Genomic DNA, 25,828 nt, shown 5'->3' on the forward strand with positions numbered 1-25,828 from the left:
CGTTCTCATTAGAAGGTGTAGTCCGCCGTCACAAAGAACGACCTGGGCTCGCCAAGAATCCATTGCTGGCCGTCATTGTATTGGCTGACGGCGTAGGTGCGGTCGAACAGGTTATTCAATTGCAGGCCCAATGTCGTGTTGCGCATGGCTTTCCATGACACGGTGGCGTCCACCACGGTGTAGCTCGGCACTTCGCTGGTGTTGGCGGTGTTGGCGAAACGCGCGTCGACATAACGCACGCCGGCACCCGCGCGGATGTCGTCGGTCACCGCTTTGCTCAGCCACAGGTTGGCGGTGCGGCGCGGCACGTCGGTGGGGCGGTTGCCGTCGCGGGACACGGCCTGGCCGTTGACCACTTCGGAGAAGTCGTCGTACTGCGCCCGCACGATGGCGGCGTTGGCTTGCAACTGCCAGGCGTTTGGCAGTTGCAGGTCGAGGCTGGCTTCCAGGCCGTTGGAGGATTGCTGGCCCACTTGTTCTTTCAAGTCGGTGCCGGGAATGCTGACCAACAGTTTCTTTTTGACGATGTGGTAGGCCGCCAGGGTCCATTCGCCGCGCGAGTCCCAGAACGCTTGCTTGAGGCCGATCTCGGTCTGTTTGGCGGTGGACAGGCCGAAATTCTGCTGGCTCGGGCTCAGGGTGATCAGGCTGCCGACGCCGTCGGTGCTGGTGGCGTACTGGCCGTACACCGAGGTGTCCGGGGTGATGGCGTAGACCAGGCCGGCTTTCCAGTTGTTGCCGGTGAGGGTTTTGTTGGAGTCGTTGTGGTCCTGTGTCAGGTCTTCACGATCAATGTGCAGGTAATCGCGGCGCACACCGGTGATCAGCGACAGCTTGTCGGTCAGTTGCAGGCGGTTTTCGGCGAAGGCCGCCAACTGCCTGGTGGTGCTCACGGACTGCGGAATGAACGGGTCGGCACTTTCAAACGGCAGCGGCACCGGGTGCAGGATGTCCACCGGCTGGCCGGCATTCGTGACGTCATCGAACGGCGAGTTGCTGGCCAGGCGGAAGCGAATGCGGTTGTACTCGACGCCCGTCACCGTCTGGCTGTCGAGGCCGAACAGGGTGTGTTTGAAGGTAAAGGTCTGGCGGTCGCCGACCTGTTCCTGATTGTGCTTGATGCCCAGGTAGCTCTGGCGCACCAGCCCGCCGTCGACAGCGTTGTAGCTCTCGGCGTTCTGCCAGCGGCGCTGGTTTTTCAGGTACGACAGTTCGTTGGTGGCCGTGACGTTATCGTTGATCTGCCACTCGCTGGTCAGGCGCGTCCACTGGTCGTTGTAGTGCTGGATATCGTTGCTGACGTTGTAGTTCTTGTCCCGCAGGCCCTTGTGCAACTGGCCGTTGATCAATGGCGTGCCGTAGTCGTTTTGCGGGGTCTGGTCGCCGTAGTCAGTGGCCAGGGTGAAGCTCAGGTTGTCGGCTGCCTGCCAGCGCAGGGCGCCGCTGACGAAGTCGCTGCCGGACTCGCCACGGTCGATGAAACCGTTGCTGCGCAGGCGGTTGATGTTCAGGCGGTAGCTCAGGGTGTCGGTCAGCGAGCCGCCGCTGTCGAGGGCTTGTTGCTGGCGATCATAAGAACCGTAGCCCAGGCGGATATGGTTTTCGATCTCGCCTTCGAAGGGCTTCTTCGGGATCGTGTTGATCACCGCACCAGTGGCGCCCTGGCCGTACATCACCGAGGCCGGGCCGCGCAGCACGTCCACACGCTCCACGGACCAGGTGTCGACCGGGAAGGTGGACGTGCCCGCGCCATCGAACATGCGGGCGCCGTCGTACAGTTGCAGCACTGAACTCTGGCCGGTAAAACCGCGCGCCGCCAATGAGGTGCCGCCGTCGCCCGGGGTGCCGGTGCGGCTGATGCCGGTGGCGCGGGAAATAGCGTCCTGCACCGTGGCATCGCCCCGTGCGCGGATTTGCTCGCCGGTCTGGCTTTCAACGCTGCCAGGGGTTTGCAGGGCTGTAAGGTTCAGGCGCGAACCTGCGGTGGTCGGGGTGTTCAGGTCGACGCGCTCGTCATCGACCGCCGGCGCGGAGACGGCACTGGCGGGAAGAGTCAGGGCCTGGGCGCTGTTTTGCAGGGCGAGCAGGCACAGGCCGGACGCAAGGTACTTGTTCATCGGACGATAAATCGCTTCTTCGAGGCGGTACTCGCCGCAGGGCGCGGCGAGTCGGGAAATACACTAAGTGTTACAACATAACACTTCGCATGGCGTGGGCGAAAGCCCGCGCAAGACTACATAACGCCTCTAAGCAGGGCATCTCGCCTGCTTCATGCTGAACCTGAGGCAGATTCACGTTGGCCAAACACGCGTGAAAGCACCAGCCGGTCCAACGCCCAGACCACGATCAACGAGGCGCCCACCAGCGGAAAGACAATCGCCAGCCCGAGCATGATCACCATCGCGGTTTTCCATTTCGGCAGGTCGTGACGCAACGGCGGAACGCCCAGCCCGCCCTGTGGACGACGCTTCCACCAGATCACCACACCGCTGACGGCGCTGAGCAGGATCATCAGGCAAATCAGCAGCACGATGATCTGGTTGACCGGCCCGAACATCTTGCCTTCATGCAGCATCACGCCCATTTCGGTGGCGCGGGCCACACCGTTGTACTGCTCCCAGCGCACATCGGCGAGGACCTTGCCGGTGTATTGATCCACATGCAGGGTGGCGTCGTTGCGCGGGTCGTTGGCGAACACCGCGACAGTGAATACGCCTTCGGCGGTGGTGGGGAAGGTGATGCTGTAGCCGGGCTCGACCTTGCGCGACTGAGCGAGGTCTACCACCTGTTGCAGGCGGATGCCCGGGGCGGCGGGGCCGTGGCTCATGCCGGCGTGGTTCATGTGCTCGGCGTGGTCGCCGGACATCGGCATCGGCGTGTTTTCCATGGCCCAGGGCACGGTCTGTTGGCTCGCCGTGTTGAGGCTGCGGGCCTGTTGGTCGGACTGCGGAACGTTGTTCCACATCGCCGCCGGAAATTTATTCCACAGCTCGGCGTATTGCTTGCCCCAGAAGCCGGTCCAGGTCATGCCGCTGAGCAGCATCACCAGCAGAAAGGCCGCGCCCCAGAAGCCCGCGACCGCGTGCAAATCGCGCCAGAACAAACGGCCGCGACTGCCCAGCCGGGGCCACAGAATGCCCGCCGCCGACGTGCCTCGCGGCCACCACAGATACAGCCCCGAAATCACCAGCATCACGCCCCAGCCGGCGGCGAGTTCCACCAGGCGATCGCCGACGGTGCCGATCATCAATTCGCCATGCAGCGCGCGGGCTATGGCTTGCAGATTGTTCTTCGCGTCTTGCTCACCGAGTACGGTGCCGCGATACGGGTCGACGAATACGGTCACCTCATGCCCGTCGTTGCGCATCACGAATTGCGCGCTGCTGGTGGCGTCGGCAGGCGGCAGGTATTTGCTGATCTTGCCTTGTGGGTAGGCGGCCTGGGCGCGTTGCAGTTGCTCGTCCGCACTCAATGCGTGCTCGGCGCTTTGCACGGTCAGCAGGTGGCCGTACATCAGCGGGTCGAGCTGGGGTTTGAACAGGTAGATGATGCCGGTCAGGGCCAGCAGCACCATGAACGGCGCGACAAACAGCCCGGCGTAGAAATGCCAGCGCCAGGCCAGGTTGTAGAAGGAAATCTTTGGTGGGTTCATCAGGGTGTGCTCCGCAAAGGCTTGGAATTTTGTGTTATCGAGGCCGCCATCGCGGGCAAGCCCGCTCCCACAGGGGAATGCATTTCAACGGTGGGAGCCGGCTTGCCTGCGATGCTTTTAGAAGCTCATGTCCACCTTGGTCCAGAGCGTGCGCCCCGGTTCCTTGATGGCTTGCGGGTCATTGGCCGGGTAGCCGAACCCGGCATTGCCGGCCAGGTTCAAGTGCTCGGCGTACGCCTTGCCGAACAGGTTGTCGACGCCCGTGCTGACCTTGAAGTTTTTGTTGATGCGATACGCCGCGTTCAGCGAGAACACGCCAAACCCCGAGCTCTTGTCGAAGTCCTTGCCGACCACGTTGCCCTTGTTCTGGTCGATGCGGTTTTGCGCCGCGACCACCCGCCACAAGGCCCCGGCGCTCCAGTCGTCCTGGCTGTAGGTGAGCCCGAAGCGTGCATCCAGTGGCGGGATTTGCGGCAGCGGTTTGCCGTCGCTGGTGTTCTTGCCCCAGGCGTAGGCGAAGGTGGCGTCGGCTTTCCAGTGTGAGGTCAGCTTGTACGCTGCACCCAACTCACCGCCCATGATTCGCCCATCCACATTGCGCGCCTGGGAGGTGGTGCCCATCATTCCCGGCTGGTAGTCGAACAGGATGAAGTCCCGCACCTGGCCGACGTAGCCCGAGGCCCAGGCGTCGAGGTCGGCGGACTTGTATTGCAGGCCGAAATCCAGCTGGGTGGTTTTCTCGGGCTTCACGCCGTCGAAGGCATTCACCGCTCCGGCTGCCCCGGTGTCGGGGGAAAACAGTTCCCAGTAATCCGGGAAACGCTCCGAGTGCCCAAGCCCTGCGTACAGGGTAGTGGGGCTGTCGGCCAGGTCGTGCTCATAGCGCACAAAGCCCGATGGCAGCGTATCGGCGCGGGTGTTGCCGGCAGTGGGGTTGGGGCTGCTCATCATCCCGGAGCCAATGGTTTGCCGGAAATCCTTGGCCGAGGCGCGGTCGACGCGGGCGCCGGTGATCAGGCGGTCGCGGTCGGCGGCGTACCAGGTTAGTTCGCCGAACACGCCGTAGTTGTGGAAGTTGGCGTCCTTGCTGCGGGGCAGGTCCTTGTAGGTGTCGATGCCCATGGCGCTGCGTTCGCGGTGCTCGTTGGTTTGCGCATCCAGGCCGCTGATCAACTGCACATCGGCCCAGCGCCAGGTGGCCTTGATGCGGGCGCCGAGGGTGCGGCGGTCGACGTTGGCCGCCATGGGCCCGGCCATCATCCCGGTGCCCGACGGGACGCGCAGGGTGTAGTTGTCCATCACGTGGTCGGCGTAGTTGTAGTAGATCTGCGCCTCGACCTTGTCCAGCACCTCGCCGATGTTGGATTTCTCGAAGCGCAGGCCGAGGCTTTCGCGCAAGAACTGCGAACCGTCCATGCCACGCCCGGCGTAGCGGGCTTCGCCATCGCCACGGCCAGCGGTGAGTTCCAGCAGGGTGTCGGCGTCCGGGGTCCAGCCCACGGCCACGTCGCCGTTCCACTTGTCGTAGCGCGAGGCGACGGTGTCGTTGTTGCCGTCCTTGTAGTCATCGGCGTGGGCCTGGTTGCCGATTACCCGCACATACCCCAACGGCCCGCCTGCGGCCGCATCGACGACTTTATCGAAGCGCCCGTTGGAGCCCGCCAGGATGCTCGCGTTGACCCGCGTACCCAGCTCACCGAACTGCTCGGGCTCGCGCTCGAACAGGATCGTGCCCGCCGAAGCGCCCGGGCCCCAGAGCACGGTTTGCGGGCCCTTGATCACCGTCAGCTTGTCGTAGGTTTCCGGCGAGATGTAGGAGGTGGGCGCGTCCATCCGCCCCGGGCAGGCGCCGAGCATCATGCTGCCGTTGGTAAGGATATTCAGGCGCGAGCCGAACATGCCCCGCAGCACCGGGTCGCCATTGGTGCCGCCGTTGCGCACCAGGGCGAAGCCGGGGATGGTCTTGAGGTAGTCGCCGCCGTCGCTGGCGGGCACTGGTTGGCGCGGGTCCTTGGGGTTGGTGACGACGGTCAGGGGGAGCTGGGGGCGATCGCAGTGATCACCGTCGGGCTCAGTTCATTGTGGTCGGCGTGCTCCTCGGCATGGGCCTGTGGAACCAGCAGCGCGCCGCATAGAACGGCGAACACGGGAGTGCATCCCAAACGGGTGTCAGCAGAAAACCTGGACATGAAAAATTCCATCATTCATTCGTAAACAACACGGCCAGCAGCCTGCGGCTGTCTGTCTAAAGTCGGCCGGGGTGAAGTAACGGTGTGAAGGGCTTACGCGATGATGGGCGGGGCGCGGCTGCGGGCGCCGGGGAACACGGTTTGCCGGGCATGGCCCAAGCGTGGGGCGGGGGTGAGGGCATTGGCGGGCGGCGGGCTGCCGAGGGTGACAAACGACACGCTGCCAGGCAACGCCGGGCAACTGAAAAGCAGGCTGCAATAGCCGCACTTTTCCCAAAGCACAGGGTGCTCGTCGGGGGCCTTGTGGTGGTCGGTGGCAGGCTTGGCGTCGCCATGGCAGCTCGGGGCGTCCATGGACATTGCCATCGACATACCGGCGTGATGATCCATCGGCATCGCTTGGGAAATCAGCGGACCGATAAAGATCATCAGCATGGCGAACAGGCTGATCCAGCTGCCGCGCATAAGGCTCATTGGCTTACGGCGGTGTGGGGACAACCTGGCGCGTGGGGCGCCCACGAAGGTTTATCTACTGGGCGTGCATGTGCTCGTGACTGGCCATGGGCGGTTGCTTCTGCACTGACACTTCCACCTTCACGGGTCCTGCTTTCTCGAAGTTCAGGGTCAGCGGGAAATGCTGGCCGTCGCGCAATACGCTGCGGTCCTTCAGGTCCAGCAGCATCACGTGGTAGGCCATGGGCGCGAACGTCAGGTCACCTTTGGCCGGCACCGCGACGCTGGCCACCTGCTGCATCTTCATCAGATCGCCCTGCATCACATGCTCATGCAGCTCGGCCTTGGCGGCCACGGGCGTGTCGACGCTGAGCAGGCGATCCGCATGCTCGCCCTGGTTATGAATCACGAAATACGCCGCGACGGTCGGCGCGTTGGGCGGCAGCTCCTGGGACCAGGGTTCGCTGACCACCAGTTCGCCGACCTTGAAGTCTTCGGCATTGGCAGCAGCACACACCGGCAGCAACAACGCAGCCAGAAGCAGGGAAGATTTAAGCATGGCAGTTCTCCAGAACGGTTCTAAACGCAGTTCACTTGCGAAGAAATCAGACCGTTGGAGAGGCACGGGGGTTAAGGCTCGGCCATTGCTGGCGCGGGGCAGGGGATTGCAATGACGGCGGCGGCAGGTCTTGCACCGCGTCGAATCGTGCGAAATACAGCGTGGGCGAATGCCCCGGCAGCGCCACCAACGGCGCCGAGCCCGAGCAGCACCAGCAATGCTGCATGGTGGAGTGATCGTCCTGCTGCGGTGCCGGAATTTCCAGCTTGCCCAGGGCAATGGCCGTCAGCTTGGTGGCATTGGAGGAGCAGAAACTGCCCCACAGCAATTGCTTGACCGGGTCGTCCGCCTGCTGCATCGCACTCGCCAGCGGCATGGCAAACGCATTGAACAGCACTGCAAGGCAGGCTATCCAGGCAATTGCAAAGCGTTGACGGGCCATGGCGGACAATCCGTAGGGTTAAACGATCAGGTGGGTATTTAGCCTGATCGGGGGGGATAAGTAAAAAGGGGCGGTGTGGTTTGGTGTCGCAGTGCGATCACGTTATGCCGTAGGGACGCCGTGGACCTGCATATCGACACCTAGCGCTTTCCGAATCACTGCGAATATTGCAGCCAGGTTATCCATACTGGGGTTACCACTGGCTGACAGCATTCGATGCAGGCTTTTACTAGGTTTTGCTGTCTCTTTCGCGAGCCCTTCAAAGCCCACTGTCGCATTGACCAAGTCACGGAGAATTACGCGTGAGATTTCCGGTTCGCCATTGAGAAACAGCGTAGCAGCCTCATCCAGGAGTGCTTGGGCAAATTCAGGGTCGCGTTGAGCACGTTCGGCAATGGTGTGTTTGTAACTGCGGGTTAGCGCCATGCTGACTACCTCTTTTGTTCCGATTTCTTGCCACGCTGATGCTCATTGATCAGCGATTTCACTACTTTGATATCGCGTTTTTGACTCGATTTATCGCCACCGCCGAACAGTATGATTAATCGGTGGCCTTCTTGTATCAGATAGATTCGAAGGCCTGGCCCCCAGTTAATACGGTATTCGCCGAATCCCTCGAACCATTTGATGTTGCTGGTGTTACCCCGTTCAAGCCGCACCAGCGCAGTTGAAACTTTGGTTGCTGCCGCTACATTCAAGGATGAAAACCACTCATCGAACGGGCTGATTTGGTTATCGCGTCGATATTCTTCAATCTCAATCATTGGCCGTCCTGAAGGTAACAAATAGGTTACTAATCAAGCAAGCGAGCGATCCTGACTTATCGAATGAAATTTGCCAACGCCATGAGTGTTTCCTTGAGCGACAAGAGTTCCCGGTCCACCGCCGCCAACACCGGCCGCCTCAAAACCAACACCGGCACCCCCCGCTCCCGTGCCACTTCCAGCTTCGGCTCGGTAGCCGTGCTGCCGCTGTTCTTGCTGATCAGCACATCAATCTGCCGCCGCTCAAACAACGCCCGCTCATCCTCGATCAAAAACGGCCCACGGGCGCCAATCACTTCGCAGCGTTGATTGCCGGGGTACACGTCCAGTGCGCGCAGCGTCCAGAACTGTTCAGCGGGGATTTCGTGCAGGTGTTGCAGCGGCTCCCGGCCCAGCGTGAACAGCGGTCGCTTGAAGGGCTTGAGGGCTTCGATCAGCTCGGCCCAGTCACTCACCTCGCGCCAGTCATCACCGGCCTGTGGCTGCCATGCCGGGCGGCGCAGGGCCCAGCAGGCTACGCCGCACAAACCAGCGGCGCGGGCAGCATTGGCGCTGATCTGCGCGGCATACGGATGGGTCGCGTCCAGCACCAGTTCGATGCCTTCATCGCGAATGAACTGCGCCAGGCCTTCAGCACCGCCGTACCCGCCAACCCGCACCTGACAGGTGAGATCGGTAGGCACCCGCCCCACACCCGCCAGGCTATAGATATGCTCTGGGCCCAACGTGCGGGCGATGGCCAGGGCTTCCGTCACGCCGCCCAACAGCAGGATGCGTTTCATAGCGGCTTGATCACTTCCAGCAAGGTGATCGGCAGTGCCTGGCGCCAGGTATCGAAATCCCCCAGCGGCTGGGCCTGGGCCACATGAATGCGGGTCAGCTCGCCGCCGTGTTGTTCGCGCCAGGCCATCAGGGTCATTTCGCTTTGCAGGGTCACGGCGTTGGCCACCAGCCGGCCGCCGGGGCGCAGGTGGTGCCAGCAGGTGTCGAGCACGCCGTCGCGGGTCACGCCGCCGCCGATGAAGATCGCGTTCGGCGCTTCCAGGCCCGCGAGTGCATGGGGCGCGGTGCCGCGAATCAGTTGCAGGCCGGGGACGCCAAGGGCATCACGGTTGTGTTCGATCAGCACTTGCCGGCCTTCGTCGGCCTCGATGGCCAGCGCGCGGCAACCGGGATGAGCACGCATCCATTCGATCCCGATGGAGCCGCTGCCTGCGCCCACGTCCCACAGCAGTTCGCCGGGCATTGGCGCGAGGCGGGCGAGGGTCATGGCGCGCACGTCGCGCTTGGTCAGTTGGCCGTCGTGCTTGAAGGCCGAGTCCGGCAGCCCTGCCAGGCGTGACAGGCGCGGTGTATTGGCGTCGGCCACGCAGTCGATGGCCACCAGATTCAACGCGGCAATCGGCTCGTCAGGCCAATCCCGGGCGATGCTATCGATGCGCCGCTCATCCGGCCCGCCGAGGTGTTCAAACACGCTCAGGCGACTTTCGCCAAACCCGCGCTCGGCCAATTGCGCCGCGATAGCCGCCGGGCTCTGGCCGTCATTGCTCAGCACCAGCAAACGCACGCCGGTAGCGAGGTGAGCATTCAGCGCCGCCAATGGCCGGGCAACCACCGACAGCGTCACTACGTCCTGCAACGGCCAGCCCAACCGCGCTGCCGCCAGGGACACAGAAGAGGGCGCCGGCAAAATCAGTAGCTCGTTGGCCGGAATCTGCCGAGCCAGGCTCGCGCCCACGCCATAGAACATGGGGTCGCCGCTGGCCAGCACGCACACCGCCTCACCTCGGCGCGCCAGCACCGGCTCCAGGGAAAACGGGCTGGGCCACAACTCGCGCTCGCCACGGATACACACCGGCAACAGGTCCAACTGACGTTGGCCGCCTACAATTATCGAGGCGCGCAACAGGGCATGCCGGGCGTTTCTGCCCAGGCCCTTGAAGCCGTCTTCACCGATGCCTACTACCGTCAGCCAGGGCGACATATGAATTCCTTGAACGACATCCGACGGGCAGGCTTTTCATGCCGCCGGACAAAGCAGGCATAATACCGCGCCTTTACCCGTGAACCGGTAGCCCTGTGAAACCACCACCACTGTCCAATACCTTGCGCCCCTCGGCTTGTCCGGGGTTGCTGCGTATTGTCCAGGCGTTGGATGGCGGGATTTGCCGGATCAAACTGGCGGGCGGTTCGATCCGCGCCGAGCAGGCGTTTGCCGTGGCCGACGCGGCCCAGGCCTATGCCGGCGGGGTGATCGAGGCGACCAACCGCGCCAACCTGCAGGTTCGCGGGATCGGCGCCGAACCGGACGCATTGATCGCCGCCCTGCTGGCCGCCGACCTGGGCCCCAGGAGCGCCGCCGGGGACGATGTGCGCAACCTGATGCTCAGCCCCAGCGCCGGCATCGACCGCGACATGCTGTTCGATACCCGGCCGTTGGCAGACGAGATCCTTGCCACCCTGGAAACCCACCCGCGTTTCCATGGGTTGTCGGCCAAGTTTGCCGTGCAGCTGGACGGCGGTGAGGCCCTGGCGATGCTCGAACACCACCACGACCTCTGGTTGTCGGCCTTCAACGCCAATGGCCAGACGCTATTGGCGTTCGGCCTGGCAGGCTGCCCTGCACAGGACGCGCCCCTGGCGGCGGTGCCTTTGGCGCAGGGACATGCACTGGTGGTGGCGGTGCTGGAATTGTTCCTTGAGCTGGCCCGGCCCGACCACACCCGCATGCGGCACCTGTTGGCCGAAACGTCTGTGGATAACTTTCTGGGGCAAATGAACCTGGCGTTGCAGCCTGTCGACGGCTTCTCACGCCGCGAAAACCCCGCGCCGCTGCACCTGGGAAGTTATCCACAGCGCCAAAAAAATCGGCGCTACGTCGCCGCCGTCGCCCCTTTGGGCCGCCTGGATTCGGCGATGCTCAGGGGCGCCGCGCAACTGGCCGTCGACCATGGCGACGCCACCCTGCGCGTCACGCCCTGGCAAGGCCTGCTACTGCCCAATATCCGGGATGCGGCGGCTGTGACCGAACGCCTAGAACAGCTTGGCTTTCTGTGTTCAGTGGACCAACCCCTGGCGCGCCTGATTGCCTGCACCGGTTCCAGCGGTTGCGCCAAAGGCCTGTCCGACACCAAGGCCGACGCCCTGCAACTGGCGACGCTTGCCCCAGGCCACAGCGTGCATGTGTCCGGCTGCCCCCGTTCCTGCGCCGCCGCACACACCGCGCCGGTCACCTTGCTGGCCGTGAGCCCCGGCCACTACGACCTCTATTTTCGCGACGCAGGCCTGCCCGGTTTCGGCCGCCTGCACGCGCGCACTCTTTCTATTGAAGCGGCGGGCGCCGTGTTGCGCGCCCACCCACGGAGCAACACCGATGATTGATTACATCCGCGACGGTCAGGAGATCTATCGCAACTCCTTCGCGATCATTCGCGCAGAAGCCAAGCTGGATCGCATTCCTGCCGACCTGGAAAAACTCGCCGTGCGGGTGATTCATGCCTGCGGCATGGTCGACGCCATCGACGGCCTGCAATTTTCCGAAGGTGCCGGCAAGGCCGGGCGCGAAGCCCTGGCCGCTGGCGCGCCGATCCTGTGTGATGCGCGGATGGTCTCCGAAGGCGTGACCCGTACGCGCCTGCCGGCCAACAACCCAGTGATCTGCACCCTGCGCGATGACAGCGTGCCGGAGTTGGCCCGCGAGCTGGGCAACACCCGTTCCGCCGCCGCCCTGGAGCTGTGGCGCCCGCACCTGGAAGGCAGCGTGGTGGTGATCGGCAATGCGCCGACTGCCTTGTTCTACCTGCTGGAAATGCTCGACGCCGGCGCGCCAAAACCCGCGCTGATCCTCGGGTTCCCGGTGGGTTTTGTCGGCGCCGCCGAATCCAAGGCCATGCTGGCTGCAGACAGCCGTGGCGTACCATTCGTGATCATGCAGGGCCGCCTGGGCGGCAGTGCGATGGCCGCCGCCGCGGTGAACGCCTTGGCCACGGAGGTCGAATAATGCCGGCACGCGGACGTTTGATTGGCCTGGGCGTAGGCCCCGGTGATCCGGAACTGATTACCCTGAAAGCCCTGCGCCTGCTGCGCGAATCGCCGGTGGTGGCGTACTTCGTGGCCAAAGGCAAGAAGGGCAACGCCTTCGGCATCATCGAAGACCATCTGGTGCCCCAGCAAACCCTGATGCCGCTGGTGTACCCGGTGACCACGGAAGTGTTGCCGGCGCCGTTGTCCTACGAGCAAGTGATCAGCGATTTCTACGACACCGCCAGTGTCGACGTGGCGGCGCACCTGGATGCCGGGCGCGACGTGGCAGTGATCTGCGAAGGCGACCCGTTCTTCTACGGTTCCTACATGTATTTGCACGACCGCCTGGCCGAGCGTTACGAAGCCCAGGTGATCCCGGGCGTGTGCTCGATGCTCGGTGGCGCCTCTGTGCTGGGCGCGCCGTTGGTGTACCGCAACCAGAGCCTGTCGGTGCTTTCCGGCGTATTGCCCCATGACGAACTCAAGCGTCGCCTGGCGGATGCCGATGCGGCGGTGATCATGAAGCTGGGGCGCAACTTCACCAAGGTGCGCCAGGTATTGGAAGATTTGGGGTTGGCGAGCCGGGCGTTGTACGTCGAGCGCGCGACCATGGCCAATCAGAAAATCGTCGCCCTGGACCAGGTCGATCCAACGTCCTCGCCGTACTTCTCGCTGATCATTGTTCCCGGCGAAAGGTGGCAAGGCTGATGACGGCTCCCGCGATTGTCATCCTGGGGCAGGGCAGCCTCGCCACGGCCCGGGCTATCCAGCAGGTGTATCCCGACGCGTTGATCCACGGCCTGGCCGGACGGGTCGAGGGCGCAGACCAGCCCTACACCGAATTCGGCGCTGCCGTGCGCCAGTTGTATCAACAGGGCACGCCGATCATTGCGTTGTGCGCCGCCGGGATAGTGATCCGCACGCTGGCGCCGCTGCTGTTGGAGAAAGGCGTGGAGCCTGCCGTGCTGGCGGTCGCCGAAGACGGCAGCGCCGTGGTGCCGCTGCTCGGCGGCCTCGGTGGCGTGAACGTACTGGCGCGGGAAATTGCCGCCGCCTTGGGCGTTGCCGCTGCGATCACCACCAGTGGCGAGCTGCGTTTTGGCACCTGCCTGCTTAATCCGCCCAGCGGTTATCAGTTGGGGGACTTGGAACTGGGCAAGCGCTTTGTGTCGGATTTGCTGGCGGGCGAATCGGTGCGCATCGAAGGCGCGGCACCGTGGCTGGACCAAGCCAACTTGCCGCAGGATCAGCAAGCGCGTCTGGCGATTCATGTGGGCAGCGCCGAGCGCACGCCTGCGGCTAATGAACTGCTGATTTACCCGAAGAACGTGTTGGTCAGCTGCCAGCCGGGGCCGCAATTGGCCGGCCGCATTCGTGCGGCGTTGCAGGACGCAGGGCTCGCCGTGCAGTCCCTGGCGTGTTTGCTGGCAGCTGAAACCGAGATGGCCGATTCGTCGTTGCATGAAGCGGCATTGGAGTTGGGCGTGCCATTGCGCTTCGCCGGTTTGGAGACGCCAGCGGACATTGCGATCACGTTGTCCGAGGCACCTCTGGACCTGTCCCAGATCGGTCGCCCCCGTGGTCGCTTGGCGGTCATCGGCCTGGGCCCCGGCGCTGCCGAACTGATGGTGCCCGCCGTGAAGGCCGAGCTGGCCCGCTGCACCGATGTGCTGGGTTACGAAACCTACGTGCGCATGGCCGGGCCATTCCGCCCGGACCAGATCCAGCATTGCACCGATAACCGCGAAGAAATGCAGCGCGCTCGTCACGCCTTTGAGCTGGCGGCGCAAGGGCGTTCGGTGGTGGTGGTGTCTTCGGGTGACCCGGGCGTATTCGCCATGGCCGCAGCGGTGATCGAAGCCCTGCACGAATCCGGCGACCCGGCCTGGCATCAGGTCGACCTGGAGATCCTGCCGGGCGTGTCGGCATCCCTCGCCACGGCGGCCCAGGCGGGTGCGCCGTTGGGGCATGACTTCTGCGTGATGTCGCTGTCGGACAACCTCAAGCCCTGGGCGATCATCGAGAAGCGCCTGGACCTGGCGTCCCAGGCCGACCTGGCGTTGGCGTTCTACAACCCGATTTCCCGTGCGCGGCCCTGGCAGTTGGGGCGCGCCCTGGAGATCGTCGCTCAGCACCGCACGGCCGAGACGCCAGTGGTGTTGGGCCGCGATATTGGCCGCCCGGGCCAGACCCTGCGCGTCACGACCCTGGGGCAACTGACCCCGGAGCAAGTGGACATGCGCACCATGGTGCTGATCGGCTCGTCCACCACCTGTGTATTCCCCCGGGCCGGTGGTGGCGAGTGGGTGTACACGCCACGTTGGTACGGCGAGAAACCGGCCTCCTGAAAAACGGTGGCCCCGCCATGGGGCCGCCTTGAAAAAGCTCTCAGGTGATGGAAGAAAGGTCTGCTTGCCGAGTGTTTTTTGCATCGGGTCGAGTCGTACCTTTCTCTACCGGCTGAAGAAAAACACGACGCCTTTCCACGCCGCCGGTTCATCCCCAACGTTTACTCAGCGCCGCCGCCCGGGGTGGTTTTTCCCGCGTGCTGCAGCGCGTTTTGTCGTCCATTTCCAGTAACTCAAAATCCCCGGCAACTCGACTAGTGTTGGCGTTAAGCCCCATGTTGGGGGTTATGGAGAATGGCTATGGAGCGAAATAACAGACGGATCAACAGTGCAAAACGCAGGAAGCTGATTGCCGCTTACCGGCTTCCGGGTGCGTCCGGCCTGTCGTCCGGGTGGGTCCCGCCGGTGAGGCCCGAGGGCGATGATGGGTTGAATGCGGCGGTGGTGAACAACAGTGTCATGTCGTTTGTGGACGGCATGACGAACCTCAACAAGGAATACACCCGCAAGAGTTATCTGCTGGCCAGCAGCTACGTCAGCGATGTGTTGCGCATCGCACGGGGCACGGAGGCCTGGTACGACGAATTTATCAAGGTGATGATCAGCCTGGGCTGGATCCCGGTCAGGAGCAGTTTTGAGCGGGTGTACACGACCCGCAAAGGGTTGTCGGTGCAGTTGGCGGCGCTGAATCTGGTGGCGGCCACGGTGGCTTCGACGTTCTTGTCGGGGCCGTTGATCAGCGCACTGTCCAAGCGGGTGGGTGATGCAGTGGAGGCCTTGAAGCAGCTCCCGGCCTCATTCGAGTTGTTCAAACGAAATACCACGACCCACGACGGTGGTGATTTCGGCTTGGCGTCCTGCTCGGAAACGGCGGGGGAAGTCTCGATGGTGTTGGTGACCTACAGTTCCCACGGTGTCAGCAAGCAGGTGGGCGTGCCGTTTCTGGAATGGGACAGTGGCTCCGTTGAAGCCTTCAGTGGTCGTACCTGCCTGGTGCTGAACAGCTCGGTGGTCAACGAAGCCACGCTTCAACTGCTGCGGGACAGCGCAGGGGACAAGGTCCGGCTGGCTATCGCCAAATACAGGATTTGATCTACGGCACCAGGTAACCGCGTACGCCGGTAAAGATGATTTGCGCGGCCAGGGCGCACACAAACAGCCCCATCAACCGGCTGACAATTTGCAAGCCCTGGTCGCCGAGGATGCGTTCGATTCGGTTGGACAGGTACAGCACCACGCCTACCGTCAGGCTGGCCAGGGCAATGCTGAGGATGGCAGTGATCTTGTCGTCCCAATGCGGCTGGCTGACGCCCATCACCAGCAGCGCACCGATGGTGCCGGGGCCGACGGTCAGGGGGATGGTCAGCGGCACGATGGTCACGTCCTGCTGTACGTTGTCGGTCTGCACCGCCGACTTGCCTTGGGCCATGCCCAGGGCCGAGATAAACAGCACACTGCCGGCGCCGATGCGGAAGGCGTCGACGGTGATGCCGAATACGCTGAAGATCACCCGGCCGAACAGGTAGAGCAACACGCTCGAGACCAGGGTGGCGAGGGCCACTTTCCAGGCCAGGCGCCGCCGCTCCTTGCTGGAGTAACCGCGAGTCAGGCTGATAAAGCAGGAGAGCACGAAGAAGGGGCTGTAGAGCACCAGCATCTTCAGGTAAACGCTGAATAGCACATGGAGCATGGTGGGAGCTCACAGCGAAGGAGGGCGAGCGGGAGTTTATCAGGCCTGTGGCTGAGCGCTATCTGTGAAGCGACATCAATCCAATGTGGGAGCGGGCTTGCCCGCTCCCACATTTGGATCTGCGTCATGCCTGGGTCAGGTAGGTGCGTGTTCCGGTCGCTGTTGGCGCTGCGCAACCCAATACTCCACCAGCTCACGCAACTGCGACAACTCCACCGGCTTGGCCATGTGCCCGTCCATCCCGGCCTGGCGTGCACGCTCTTTATGCTCTGAAAGAATGTGCGCTGTCAGCGCCACGATCGGCGTACGAATCCGCTGGTTGCTGACTTCCCATGCCCGCAGTTGCTGGGTGGCGGAGAAGCCATCGAGGATCGGCATTTCACAGTCCATCAACACCAGGTCGTAGCGCTGGGCCTTCATCGCCTGCAGGGCTTCTTCGCCGTTGCTCGCGGTGTCGGGCTGCAGGTTGAGCTTGCCGAGCATGCCGCGAATCACCTTGGTGGAGATGCTGTTGTCTTCCGCCACCAGGATCTTGAAATCACTCGGCACCGTCACGGGAACGGGGGCGCTGATCGCCGGCTGGCGAGGCTGCACGGCGCCCTTGCTGCGTTGGGTCAGTTCGTCGGCGAGCGTGGTCTTGAGGGTATAACCGGCCACGGGCTTGGCGAGGATGCGTTTGATCCCGCAGTTGCGCGCGATGATCTTGCTCGGCGCATTGCTGATGCCGGTGAGCATGATCAGCAAGATGTCGTGGTTCAGGCTCGGGTCTTCCTTGATCTTCGCCGCCAGTTGCATGCCGGTCATGCCAGGCATGTTCTGGTCCAGCAGCACCACGTCGAAATAGTCCCGCAGGTGCGCCTTGGTGCGCAGCAGCGCCAAGGCTTCCTTGCCCGACGGCACGGCGCTCACGTTCAGGCCCCAGGCCGTGCATTGTTGCACCAGCACTTTGCGGCAGGTGTCGTTGTCGTCCACCACCAGCACGCGTGCACCCTTGAGCGGGCCGTCGAGGTCGGAGGTCGGATGCTCCAGGCGTTCCGGGTCCAGCGGCAAGGTCAGCCACAGCGTGCTGCCCTGTTGGCTGCCACTCTTGATGCCGAACTCGCCGTTCATCAACAGGATCAACTGGCGGGCGATGACCAGGCCCAGATGGCCGCTCAAGCGGGTGGCGGACAGGAAGTTCTTGCTGTGCAACTCGCTGTGCAGCAGGGCGTCGCGCTCGGCGGGTTCCATCGGCAGGCCGCTGTCTTGCACGGCGATGCGCAGGCGCGGTTTGCTGCTGCGCTCGTCCAGTGCCACGACGATCAGCACTTCGCCTTCGTCGGTTTTTTGCAGGGCGTTTTCCAGCAGGCTCAACAGCGCCTGGCGCAGGCGTGTCGGGTCACCGCTGATCACCCGTGGCACTTGTGGCTGGATAAAGCTGATCAGCTCGACGTTCTGCTGTTCGGCCTTGGCGCGGAAAATACTCAGGCAGTCTTCGATCAACGCATTGAGGTCGAATTGCACGTCGTCCAGTTCGATCTGCCCGGACTCCAGCTTGGAGATGTCGAGAATCTCGTTGATCAGGGTGAGCAGTTCATTGCCGGCGCTATGAATGGTTTGCACATAGTCCCGCTGCTTGACCGACAGCGGCGTGCCCAGCAGCAGTTCGGTCATGCCCAGCACACCGTTCATGGGGGTGCGGATTTCGTGGCTGATCTTCGCCAGGAACTCGGCCTTGGCGGCGATTTCGGCATTGCTGGCCGCCAGGTCGCGGCTGAGGCTGAAGTTGTCTTCGGTGATTGCGCGCTGGCGTTCGCCCAATGCCAGGCTCATCAACAGGCCGCTGAGGCAGATAAAGCCGAGCAGGGTGACGATCAAGCCTTGGGGCGCCACCAGTGTCAGGCCCAGCAACGCGGGCAGGATGATCAGCGTGCCGATGTTGAAGATCACCATCGCCACCATGAACAGCCGCGCCGGGCGATAACCTTTTTGCCAGTGATAGGCCGAGACGAACAGCATGCTCAGGCCGGCCAGCGCCACCAGGGCGTAGGTGATGATGTTCAGGGGCAGCGTATTGACGAACAGCAGCAACAGCCCGACCAGGACGATCAGCAGGATGTCGGCCATCAACAGCTTGTTCAGCGGGTGCGGGCCCAGGGGGGCAAAAAAACGGTAGGCGAACATCAGCCCGCACGGTGCCGTCAGCAGCAGGGCGAGGTAGGCGCCGGGGGTTTGTACCGCGTGCCAGTTCGGCAGCCACGGCCCCACCACGTTGAGCAACAGCGCCAGGCTGAGCATCAACAGCACTTCGCAGGCGGCGAGCCACAGGCTGCTGCGGGAGCGATGGTATGCGTAGCGGGTCAGGTTGTGCAGGATCAGCATCACCAGGCAGCCGAACAGCAGCCCGTAGATGAGTGTCTGGTTCTGGTTGGCCGCGGCCAGTACGGCGGGCTCCAGGGTGATGTAGGGGCGCAGTTCGTGTTCCGAGACCATGCGCAGGTACACGTCCAGCGGCTTCTGGCTTTGGGGCATCGGCAGCATGAAGTCGCTGCTGGGCAGCGGGCGCTCGGCCTGGGGCTGGCGGGTGCCGGTGGCTTGCTGCTCCACCAGGGTATCGCCGTCGAGCACGTACAGGTTCAGGTGAGACAGGTCGGGGGCGAATACCCGCAGCACTTGCTCGTGCTTGCCGGGTTGCAGCCTGAAGCGCACCCACAACGCACCGTCCGGTTGCGCGGCGGTAATCCGGTCCAGTTCGATGGGGCTGAATTGATTGATGTAGCGGGGCGAGCGGATATCGCTCAGTTGCAGATCGGCCTGTTCATCAAGCAATACCGCCCAGCCACTGCCTTGTGCGGCGGCCTGGGCCGGAAGCAAGCAGAGCAAGGTCAGCAGACTGACAGTGAAACCTATGGCGATCCTGAGCCAGCGCACGGCGAAATCCCTTCGTAGGTTGATGCATGGGTATAACTATGCGCGGGGCCACAAGAGTAGGGCAAGGGCCAAGGGCCCCTGCCTAACCGAACGGATAGCTGTTTACTGACTTTCGCCACGCTCACGGGCAATGGCGCGGTAGCCAATGTCGGTGCGGTAGAAGCAGCCCTTCCAGTCGATCTTTGCCGCCAGCTTGTAAGCCTGTTGCTGGGCGGCATCTACGCTGCTGCCCATGGCGGTTGCGCACAATACGCGACCACCGGCGGTGACCACCTTGCCATCCTTGAGCGCGGTGCCCGCGTGGAACACCTTGCCTTCCAGCGTAGCAGCCGCGTCCAGACCTTCAATCACATCGCCCTTGGCGTAGTCGGCCGGGTAGCCGCCGGCGGCCATCACGATGCCGACGCTTGGGCGCGGGTCCCATTGGGCTTCGACCTTGTCCAGGGCCTGGGCCAGCGCAGCTTCCACCAGCAACACCAGGCTCGACTGCAGGCGCAGCATCACCGGTTGGGTTTCCGGGTCGCCGAAGCGGCAGTTGAACTCGATGACTTTCGGGTTGCCGGCCTTGTCGATCATCAAGCCGGCGTACAGGAAGCCGGTGTACACGTTGCCTTCGTCCGCCATGCCGCGCACGGTGGGCCAGATCACCAGGTCCATCACGCGTTTGTGCACGTCGGCGGTGACCACTGGGGCCGGGGAGTAGGCACCCATGCCGCCGGTGTTCGGGCCGCTGTCGCCGTCGCCCACGCGTTTGTGGTCCTGGCTGGTGGCCATCGGCAGCACGTTCTTGCCGTCGACCATCACGATGAAGCTGGCTTCTTCGCCGTCGAGGAACTCTTCGATGACGACGCGCGAACCGGCTTCACCGAAAGCATTGCCGGCGAGCATGTCGCGTACGGCGTCTTCGGCTTCGGCCAGGGTCATTGCGACGATCACGCCTTTACCGGCGGCCAGGCCGTCGGCCTTGATCACGATCGGTGCACCGACCTCACGCAGATAAGCCAGGGCCGGCTCGATCTCGGTGAAGTTCTGGTAGTCGGCGGTCGGGATCTTGTGGCGCGCCAGGAAATCCTTGGTGAAGGCTTTCGAGCCTTCGAGCTGGGCAGCGCCGGCGGTAGGGCCGAAGCAGTCCAGGCCGCGGCTGCGGAACAGGTCCACAACGCCGGCCACCAGCGGCACTTCCGGACCGACGATGGTCAGGGAAACGTTTTTCTCGGCAAAGTCTGCCAGTTGCTCAAGGGCCAACACGTCGATGGCGACGTTTTCGCACTTGGCTTCAATGGCGGTGCCGGCGTTGCCGGGTGCAACGAACACTTTCTGGACGCGCGGGTCCTGGGCAACTTTCCAGGCCAGGGCGTGTTCACGGCCACCGCTGCCAATGATCAAAACATTCATTTCAAAAACCTCGAATTCTGTTAGTGGCGGAAGTGGCGCATGCCGGTAAACACCATGGCGATGCCGGCTTCATCAGCCGCTGCAATCACTTCTGCGTCACGCATCGAACCGCCTGGCTGGATTACTGCAGTCACGCCAGCTTTTGCGGCGTTGTCGAGGCCATCACGGAACGGGAAGAAAGCGTCGGACGCCATCACCGAGCCCTGCACTTGCAGGCCGGCATGTTCGGCCTTGATCGCAGCGATACGCGCCGAGTTCACACGGCTCATCTGGCCGGCGCCGACACCGATGGTCTGGCGGTTCTTGGCGTAGACGATGGCGTTGGATTTAACGTACTTGGCGACTTTCCAGGCGAAGATCAGGTCGTTGATTTCCTGTTCGGTCGGGGCGCGCTTGGTCACCACTTTCAGGTCGGCACTGCCGATCATGCCGATGTCGCGGCTCTGTACCAGCAAGCCGCCGTTGACGCGCTTGTAGTCCCAGGCAGCAGCACGCTCGGCCGACCACTCGCCGCAGGCCAGCAGGCGCACATTGGCCTTGGCAGCAACGATGGCGCGGGCTTCGTCGCTCACGGACGGGGCAATGATCACTTCAACGAACTGACGCTCAACGATCGCCTTGGCGGTCTCGGCGTCCAGCTCACGGTTGAAGGCGATGATGCCGCCGAAGGCCGACTCGGTGTCGGTGGCGTAGGCCAGTTCGTACGCCTGGCGGATGCCGCCTTCAGCGTCCGGGCTCACGGCCACGCCGCACGGGTTGGCGTGCTTGACGATCACGCAGGCTGGCTTGACGAAGCTCTTCACACATTCCAGCGCGGCGTCGGTGTCGGCCACGTTGTTGTAGGAAAGCTCTTTGCCTTGCAGTTGGGTTGCAGTGGCGATGCCGACTTCGGCAGGCTTGGCTTCCACGTAGAACGCCGCACTCTGGTGCGGGTTCTCGCCGTAGCGCATTTCCTGGGCCTTGATGAACTGGCTGTTGAAGGTGCGCGGGAACTGGCTGCGACCTTCAGTGCTGAGGGTTTCAGCCGCCTGGTTCACGGTGCCCATGTAGTTGGCGATCATGCCGTCGTAGGCAGCGGTGTGTTCGAAGGCCTTGAGCATCAGGTCGAAGCGCTGGGCGTAGGTCAGGCCGCCGGCTTTCAGGCTTTCCAGCACGTTGGCGTAATCGCTGGCGTTCACCACGATGGCCACGTCTTTGTGGTTTTTTGCTGCGGAGCGAACCATGGTCGGGCCGCCGATATCGATGTTTTCGATGGCGGTCGGCAGGTCGCAGCCTGGCTTGTTGATGGTGGCTTCGAACGGGTAGAGGTTAACGGCCACCAGGTCGATCGGCTTGATGCCGTGCTCGGTCATGATGGCGTCGTCGATACCGCGACGACCGAGGATCCCGCCGTGGATTTTCGGGTGCAGGGTCTTGACCCGACCGTCCATCATTTCTGCGAAACCGGTGTAGTCCGCCACTTCCACTGCGGCCACGCCGTTGTCCTGCAGCAGTTTGAAGGTCCCGCCGGTGGAGAGAATCTCCACACCCAGGGCTTCCAGCTCCCGGGCAAATTCGAGGATCCCGGTCTTGTCGGAGACACTGATCAAGGCACGGCGGATCGGCAGGCGGGTAGTCTGGTCGGTCATTTCAATTTCCATCAAAAGCAAAGGAGTCAGCAAAAAAGGCGACCGTTTTTACGCGGGCGCCTTTCTGGTTTGATTGAATGCTTACAGCAAATCGTACTGCTTGAGTTTCTTGCGCAGCGTGCCACGGTTCAGACCGAGCAGCTCACTGGCCTTGGTCTGGTTGCCCTTGACGTAGTTCATTACGCTTTCGAGCAACGGCGCCTCGACTTCGGAGAGCACCAGGTTGTACACGTCCGTGACGGCAGCGCCCTCAAGGTGGGCGAAATAATTGTGCAGCGCCTTCTCGACACTCCCGCGAAGGGTCTGGCCTTCTTCGCTCGGCGTGTTGAGGTGCTGTTTCAAATTGACGTTGTCGCTCACGGGTGTTGTTCCACTCACTAAAGTCTCGGTCATCATCGTCATGCGGCCACCCCTTCTCCGTCCCCTGTCACCAGGCTCTTGTAACGCTCGCAGAAGAACTCACGAACGTTGGCGCACTGTGCTTCCGTATCATCCAAACGATTGAAGTGGGCGCGAAACTCCCTGGCGCCCGGCAAGGTTGCGAGATACCAGCCCACATGCTTGCGAGCAATGCGTACTCCCATCACGTCTCCATAGAAGGCGTGCAGGGCGGCCAGATGCTCTAGCAGAATACGTTCCACCTCGATCAACTCCGGTGCCGGCAACACTTCGCCGGTACGCAGAAAATGCTCGATCTCACGAAAAATCCACGGCCGCCCCTGGGCAGCCCGGCCAATCAACAGGCCATCGGCACCGGTCGCGTGCAACACGCGCCGGGCTTTCTCGGCTGAATCGATATCGCCATTGGCAAAGACGGGAATCGACACCGCCTGCTTGATCGCGGCAATGGTGTCGTACTCGGCTTCACCGGTGTAAAGGTCGGCGCGGGTGCGGCCATGCACCGCCAGCGCTGTAATGCCCGCCTGCTCGGCGATCTTCGCCACCGTCAGGCCATTCTTGTTGTCCCGGTCCCAACCGGTGCGGATCTTCAGGGTGACCGGCACATCCACTGCAGCGACAACGGCATGCAGGATCTCGCTCACCAACTGCTCATCCTTCAACAGGGCAGAGCCTGCGGCCTTGTTGCAGACCTTCTTGGCCGGGCAACCCATGTTGATATCAATAATCTGCGCCCCCAACTCCACGTTGGCCCGGGCCGCATCCGCCAGCATTTGCGCATCACCGCCGGCGATCTGTACCGAGCGGGGCTCGGGATCACCTTCGTGGATCATGCGCATCCGCGATTTGCGGGTGTTCCACAAGCTCATGTCGCTGGTGACCATTTCCGAGACTACAAGCCCTGCGCCCAAACGCTTGCAAAGCTGACGAAAGGGCTGGTCGGTGACCCCTGCCATCGGGGCGAGGATCAAGCCGTTGTGCAATGTGTATGGGCCGATGCGTACCGCCGACATAGGACTTCCCTGTTGTGGGGCCGGATCATTAGAGTTCGAAAAAGGGTTGGCATGATACCCGCTCTCGATGACTGGATAAAGGCTGAATTGGATAAAATCTGAGCAGTTATTTTCTTATCGCCACCGGTTTGGTCAAACGCGGTGCAGTCAATAATCTGCCGTCAAACCCCGGCCCATGAGCCGGATCACTCGGGAGAGTGGAAGCTCAGGCTGTAATTCACCGCTTTGTTGCCCGGGTCGAGAATGTCCAGGGCAATGTGGATCGGCGTCTGGGAGGGCATCTCGGTCTGGCCTGCCAGCTCACCGCTGAGGTACTCGGCGGGTTTGAAACGACGACTGGCGATCATATTCCCGTTCATGTCGGCAAAGCGTAGCTCCAGCAACGGGAACGGTTGGGAAAATGTCGCGCGGTTATAGATGATCGCGTCTACCACCAGGGCGCCGGCGAACTCCGGGTGGCTGCGCACCACCAGGTTGCTGCTCTTGATGTGGGCGATATCGACCCGTGATGGCACGGTGCAGCCCAGTTTCGGGCACAGTTCCTGGAACCACGGGCGATAGGCGTCCTGGCGTGCCAGGTCGTCGAATTGGTAGGCGACGTATTGTCCCGCCAGGCCGGCGGCGGCCAATAGCACCAACAGGCCCCAGAACAGGCGGCGGCCCCAGCCGGAGGAGCGCTTCTGGGAATACAGGTGCAGTGGGTCGTCTTCCAGGTCCTGCAGCATGTCGTCGTGGGCGCTGGCCCCGGGGCGAGGGCGCTTGCGCTTGGGCTGCGGGCGTTCGGGGTGTTCGGGTTCCGGCTCGACGGGTTCGGCGGTTACCGGCGGGTCGAGTGCTTCATCGGTGATGCCTGCGTGCAGCGGCGGCTCGTCGTCCGGCTCGACCGCTTCAAGCGACATCGAAGGCTCGGTGCGCTTGGGTTTGCCGGGGGTGGCCTTGGCCGGTTGAGGTTCATCGTCCGGTTGCGGGGCTTGCGCCCGATCGTCCCGCGGCTCGCTGAACAGGCTGGCGGCCCATTGCTCTTCCTCGGCTTTGGCCGTATCGCGGCTGGCGCTGAGGGAATCTTCCTTTTGCCGACGGTCGGAACCGTGTTGGCGACGGTCTGCACCCACGGGTTGGGTGTGTTGAATCTCGCGACGTTCCAGCTTGGCCAGTTCTTCGTCGAGGTCCAGGTTATCCAGGTCCAGCTCTTCGGCGGTCCATTGCTTCTGGCTGATGGCCCGCGGTGCTTCGGGTGGCGGTTCAGTTGCTGCCGGTGCCTGGGACGCGGGCGCGCTGGCGCGCTGCTCCAGCAGTTGGCGCGCGGCATTGAACACTTGCAGGCACGAGCCACAGCGCACCACGCCACGGGCCACGCTCAATTGAGCATGGCTGACGCGAAAGCGCGCTTGGCAATGTGGGCACTGGGTGACGAAACTGTCGGTCATGCGGCCATCCGATTCATGCAGGCGCTCATTCTAGCGCCGACGACCGCTGATGCGTACCCAGCCGTCGCGGTTGGCGATCGGGTCCAGCTCGAAATCCTGGGCGTAGGCGGCGGCAACGTCTTCGCCCTGTTCGGCGAGGATGCCCGACAGCGCCAGGCGCCCGCCTGGCTTGACCAGGCTCGACAGCTGCGGCGCCAGGGAAACCAGTGGCCCGGCCAGGATATTGGCCACCAGCACGTCAGCCTTCACCTGGGGCAATTGCTCCGGCAGGTACAGCGGGAATTTTTCTTCGGCGATGTTATTGCGCCCGGCGTTATCGCGGGAGGCTTCCAGGGCTTGCACGTCGATGTCGGTACCGACGGCTTCCTTGGCGCCCAGGAGCAGGGCGGCGATTGCCAGGATCCCCGAGCCGCAGCCGAAGTCCAGCACGTTGCAGTCTTGCAGGTCCTGGCCGTCGAGCCATTCCAGGCACAGGGCGGTCGTCGGGTGAGTGCCGGTGCCGAACGCCAGGCCCGGGTCCAGCAGCAGGTTCACCGCATCAGGCTCGGGGGCGGCGTGCCAGCTCGGCACGATCCACAGGCGCTGGCCAAAGCGCATCGGCTGGAAGTTGTCCATCCAGCTGCGTTCCCAGTCCTGGTCTTCGATGATTTCGCTGTGATGCTCCGGCAGCGGGCCACCGGTGAGCAGTTCCATGTGGGCCAGGACGCTGGCGGCATCGGTGCCGTCTTCGAACAGGGCCAGCAGATGGGTGTGGGACCACAGCGGGGTGGTGTTGAGCTCGGGCTCGAAAATCGGCTGGTCTTCGGCGTCCATGAAGGTCACCGACACGGCGCCCACTTCGAGGAACGCGTCTTCGTAGGTTTCGGCTTGTTCTGGGCTGATGGCGAGACGGACTTGCAGCCAAGGCATGGCGGGCACCTTTGAAAAAATGAGTGT

At 63.1% G+C, this 25,828-nt stretch carries 22 protein-coding genes and 1 pseudogene; 5 read left to right on the forward strand and 18 right to left on the reverse strand.

Features of this window, described 5'->3' with window-relative positions:
- Window positions 1-8: 8 nt before the first annotated feature.
- The 10 genes and pseudogenes from JFV30_RS32010 to cbiE form a co-directional block, all read right to left on the reverse strand.
- Entirely contained in the window at window positions 9-2,117 is a 2,109-nt protein-coding gene (locus tag JFV30_RS32010; RefSeq protein WP_201126044.1) for a TonB-dependent receptor, read from the reverse strand.
- Window positions 2,118-2,269: 152 nt separating this feature from the next.
- A complete protein-coding gene (locus JFV30_RS32015) occupies window positions 2,270-3,652 on the reverse strand; it encodes a PepSY-associated TM helix domain-containing protein (protein WP_010173981.1) in 1,383 nt (460 codons plus the stop codon).
- A gap of 117 nt (window positions 3,653-3,769) precedes the next feature.
- Window positions 3,770-5,856, reverse strand: a pseudogene (locus JFV30_RS32020) (TonB-dependent copper receptor).
- Window positions 5,857-5,934: 78 nt separating this feature from the next.
- Window positions 5,935-6,306, reverse strand: coding sequence for a DUF2946 domain-containing protein (locus JFV30_RS32025; RefSeq protein WP_201126045.1), 372 nt, complete (start codon window positions 6,304-6,306; stop codon window positions 5,935-5,937).
- 64 nt (window positions 6,307-6,370) lie between these two features.
- Window positions 6,371-6,853 (reverse strand): copper chaperone PCu(A)C, encoded by a 483-nt coding sequence (locus JFV30_RS32030; RefSeq protein ID WP_010173988.1) that lies wholly within the window; start codon window positions 6,851-6,853, stop codon window positions 6,371-6,373.
- Between the two features lie 46 nt (window positions 6,854-6,899).
- The gene (locus JFV30_RS32035) at window positions 6,900-7,295 is read right to left on the reverse strand and encodes a DUF2946 domain-containing protein (protein ID WP_010173990.1); all 396 of its coding nucleotides are present in this window, start codon (window positions 7,293-7,295) and stop codon (window positions 6,900-6,902) included.
- A 102-nt stretch (window positions 7,296-7,397) separates the two neighbouring features.
- Complete coding sequence (locus JFV30_RS32040; RefSeq protein ID WP_046485680.1) at window positions 7,398-7,721, reverse strand: helix-turn-helix domain-containing transcriptional regulator; 324 nt, start codon at window positions 7,719-7,721, stop codon at window positions 7,398-7,400.
- Between the two features lie 5 nt (window positions 7,722-7,726).
- A complete protein-coding gene (locus tag JFV30_RS32045; RefSeq protein WP_201126046.1) occupies window positions 7,727-8,059 on the reverse strand; it encodes a type II toxin-antitoxin system RelE/ParE family toxin in 333 nt (110 codons plus the stop codon).
- 56 nt (window positions 8,060-8,115) lie between these two features.
- Window positions 8,116-8,841 (reverse strand): cobalt-precorrin-6A reductase, encoded by a 726-nt coding sequence (locus JFV30_RS32050; protein ID WP_201126047.1) that lies wholly within the window; start codon window positions 8,839-8,841, stop codon window positions 8,116-8,118.
- Window positions 8,838-10,043, reverse strand: coding sequence for a precorrin-6y C5,15-methyltransferase (decarboxylating) subunit CbiE (gene cbiE, locus JFV30_RS32055; protein WP_201126048.1), 1,206 nt, complete (start codon window positions 10,041-10,043; stop codon window positions 8,838-8,840). Before cbiE ends, JFV30_RS32050 begins: the two co-directional genes overlap by 4 nt.
- 95 nt (window positions 10,044-10,138) lie before the next feature.
- Here cbiE and cobG point away from each other — a divergent pair, with 95 nt between their 5' ends.
- From cobG to JFV30_RS32080, 5 genes are all read left to right on the forward strand, one after another.
- Window positions 10,139-11,440, forward strand: coding sequence for a precorrin-3B synthase (cobG, locus tag JFV30_RS32060; RefSeq protein WP_201126049.1), 1,302 nt, complete (start codon window positions 10,139-10,141; stop codon window positions 11,438-11,440).
- A complete protein-coding gene (locus JFV30_RS32065; RefSeq protein WP_169386478.1) occupies window positions 11,433-12,059 on the forward strand; it encodes a precorrin-8X methylmutase in 627 nt (208 codons plus the stop codon). Before cobG ends, JFV30_RS32065 begins: the two co-directional genes overlap by 8 nt.
- A complete protein-coding gene (locus JFV30_RS32070) occupies window positions 12,059-12,790 on the forward strand; it encodes a precorrin-2 C(20)-methyltransferase (protein ID WP_201126050.1) in 732 nt (243 codons plus the stop codon). Before JFV30_RS32065 ends, JFV30_RS32070 begins: the two co-directional genes overlap by 1 nt.
- On the forward strand, window positions 12,790-14,430 hold the full coding sequence (gene cobJ, locus JFV30_RS32075; protein ID WP_201126051.1) for a precorrin-3B C(17)-methyltransferase: 1,641 nt from the start codon (window positions 12,790-12,792) through the stop codon (window positions 14,428-14,430). Before JFV30_RS32070 ends, cobJ begins: the two co-directional genes overlap by 1 nt.
- A 300-nt stretch (window positions 14,431-14,730) precedes the next feature.
- Window positions 14,731-15,522 carry a hypothetical protein gene (locus tag JFV30_RS32080; protein ID WP_201126052.1) on the forward strand — a complete coding sequence of 264 codons (792 nt, stop codon included), beginning with the start codon at window positions 14,731-14,733 and terminating at the stop codon, window positions 15,520-15,522.
- Window position 15,523: 1 nt separating this feature from the next.
- Here JFV30_RS32080 and JFV30_RS32085 read toward each other — a convergent pair whose 3' ends face one another.
- The 8 genes from JFV30_RS32085 to prmA form a co-directional block, all read right to left on the reverse strand.
- On the reverse strand, window positions 15,524-16,120 hold the full coding sequence (locus JFV30_RS32085) for a MarC family protein (RefSeq protein ID WP_003217330.1): 597 nt from the start codon (window positions 16,118-16,120) through the stop codon (window positions 15,524-15,526).
- A 135-nt stretch (window positions 16,121-16,255) separates the two neighbouring features.
- Window positions 16,256-19,030 carry a hybrid sensor histidine kinase/response regulator gene (locus JFV30_RS32090; RefSeq protein WP_201126053.1) on the reverse strand — a complete coding sequence of 925 codons (2,775 nt, stop codon included), beginning with the start codon at window positions 19,028-19,030 and terminating at the stop codon, window positions 16,256-16,258.
- A gap of 102 nt (window positions 19,031-19,132) precedes the next feature.
- Entirely contained in the window at window positions 19,133-20,425 is a 1,293-nt protein-coding gene (gene purD, locus JFV30_RS32095; RefSeq protein ID WP_201126054.1) for a phosphoribosylamine--glycine ligase, read from the reverse strand.
- Window positions 20,426-20,445: 20 nt separating this feature from the next.
- Window positions 20,446-22,053, reverse strand: coding sequence for a bifunctional phosphoribosylaminoimidazolecarboxamide formyltransferase/IMP cyclohydrolase (purH, locus tag JFV30_RS32100; RefSeq protein WP_010174016.1), 1,608 nt, complete (start codon window positions 22,051-22,053; stop codon window positions 20,446-20,448).
- Window positions 22,054-22,134: 81 nt separating this feature from the next.
- Window positions 22,135-22,455 (reverse strand): DNA-binding transcriptional regulator Fis, encoded by a 321-nt coding sequence (gene fis, locus JFV30_RS32105; RefSeq protein WP_003186237.1) that lies wholly within the window; start codon window positions 22,453-22,455, stop codon window positions 22,135-22,137.
- On the reverse strand, window positions 22,452-23,465 hold the full coding sequence (gene dusB / locus JFV30_RS32110) for a tRNA dihydrouridine synthase DusB (RefSeq protein ID WP_010174025.1): 1,014 nt from the start codon (window positions 23,463-23,465) through the stop codon (window positions 22,452-22,454). The genes fis and dusB overlap by 4 nt, the downstream gene beginning before the upstream one ends.
- 185 nt (window positions 23,466-23,650) lie before the next feature.
- A complete protein-coding gene (locus JFV30_RS32115) occupies window positions 23,651-24,892 on the reverse strand; it encodes a DUF3426 domain-containing protein (RefSeq protein WP_201126055.1) in 1,242 nt (413 codons plus the stop codon).
- A gap of 30 nt (window positions 24,893-24,922) precedes the next feature.
- Window positions 24,923-25,801, reverse strand: a complete 879-nt coding sequence (gene prmA / locus JFV30_RS32120) for a 50S ribosomal protein L11 methyltransferase (RefSeq protein ID WP_010174030.1) — start codon at window positions 25,799-25,801, stop codon at window positions 24,923-24,925.
- Between the last annotated feature and the right edge of the window lie 27 nt (window positions 25,802-25,828).

Source organism: Pseudomonas sp. TH32 (assembly GCF_016650855.1).
GTDB lineage: Bacteria > Pseudomonadota > Gammaproteobacteria > Pseudomonadales > Pseudomonadaceae > Aquipseudomonas.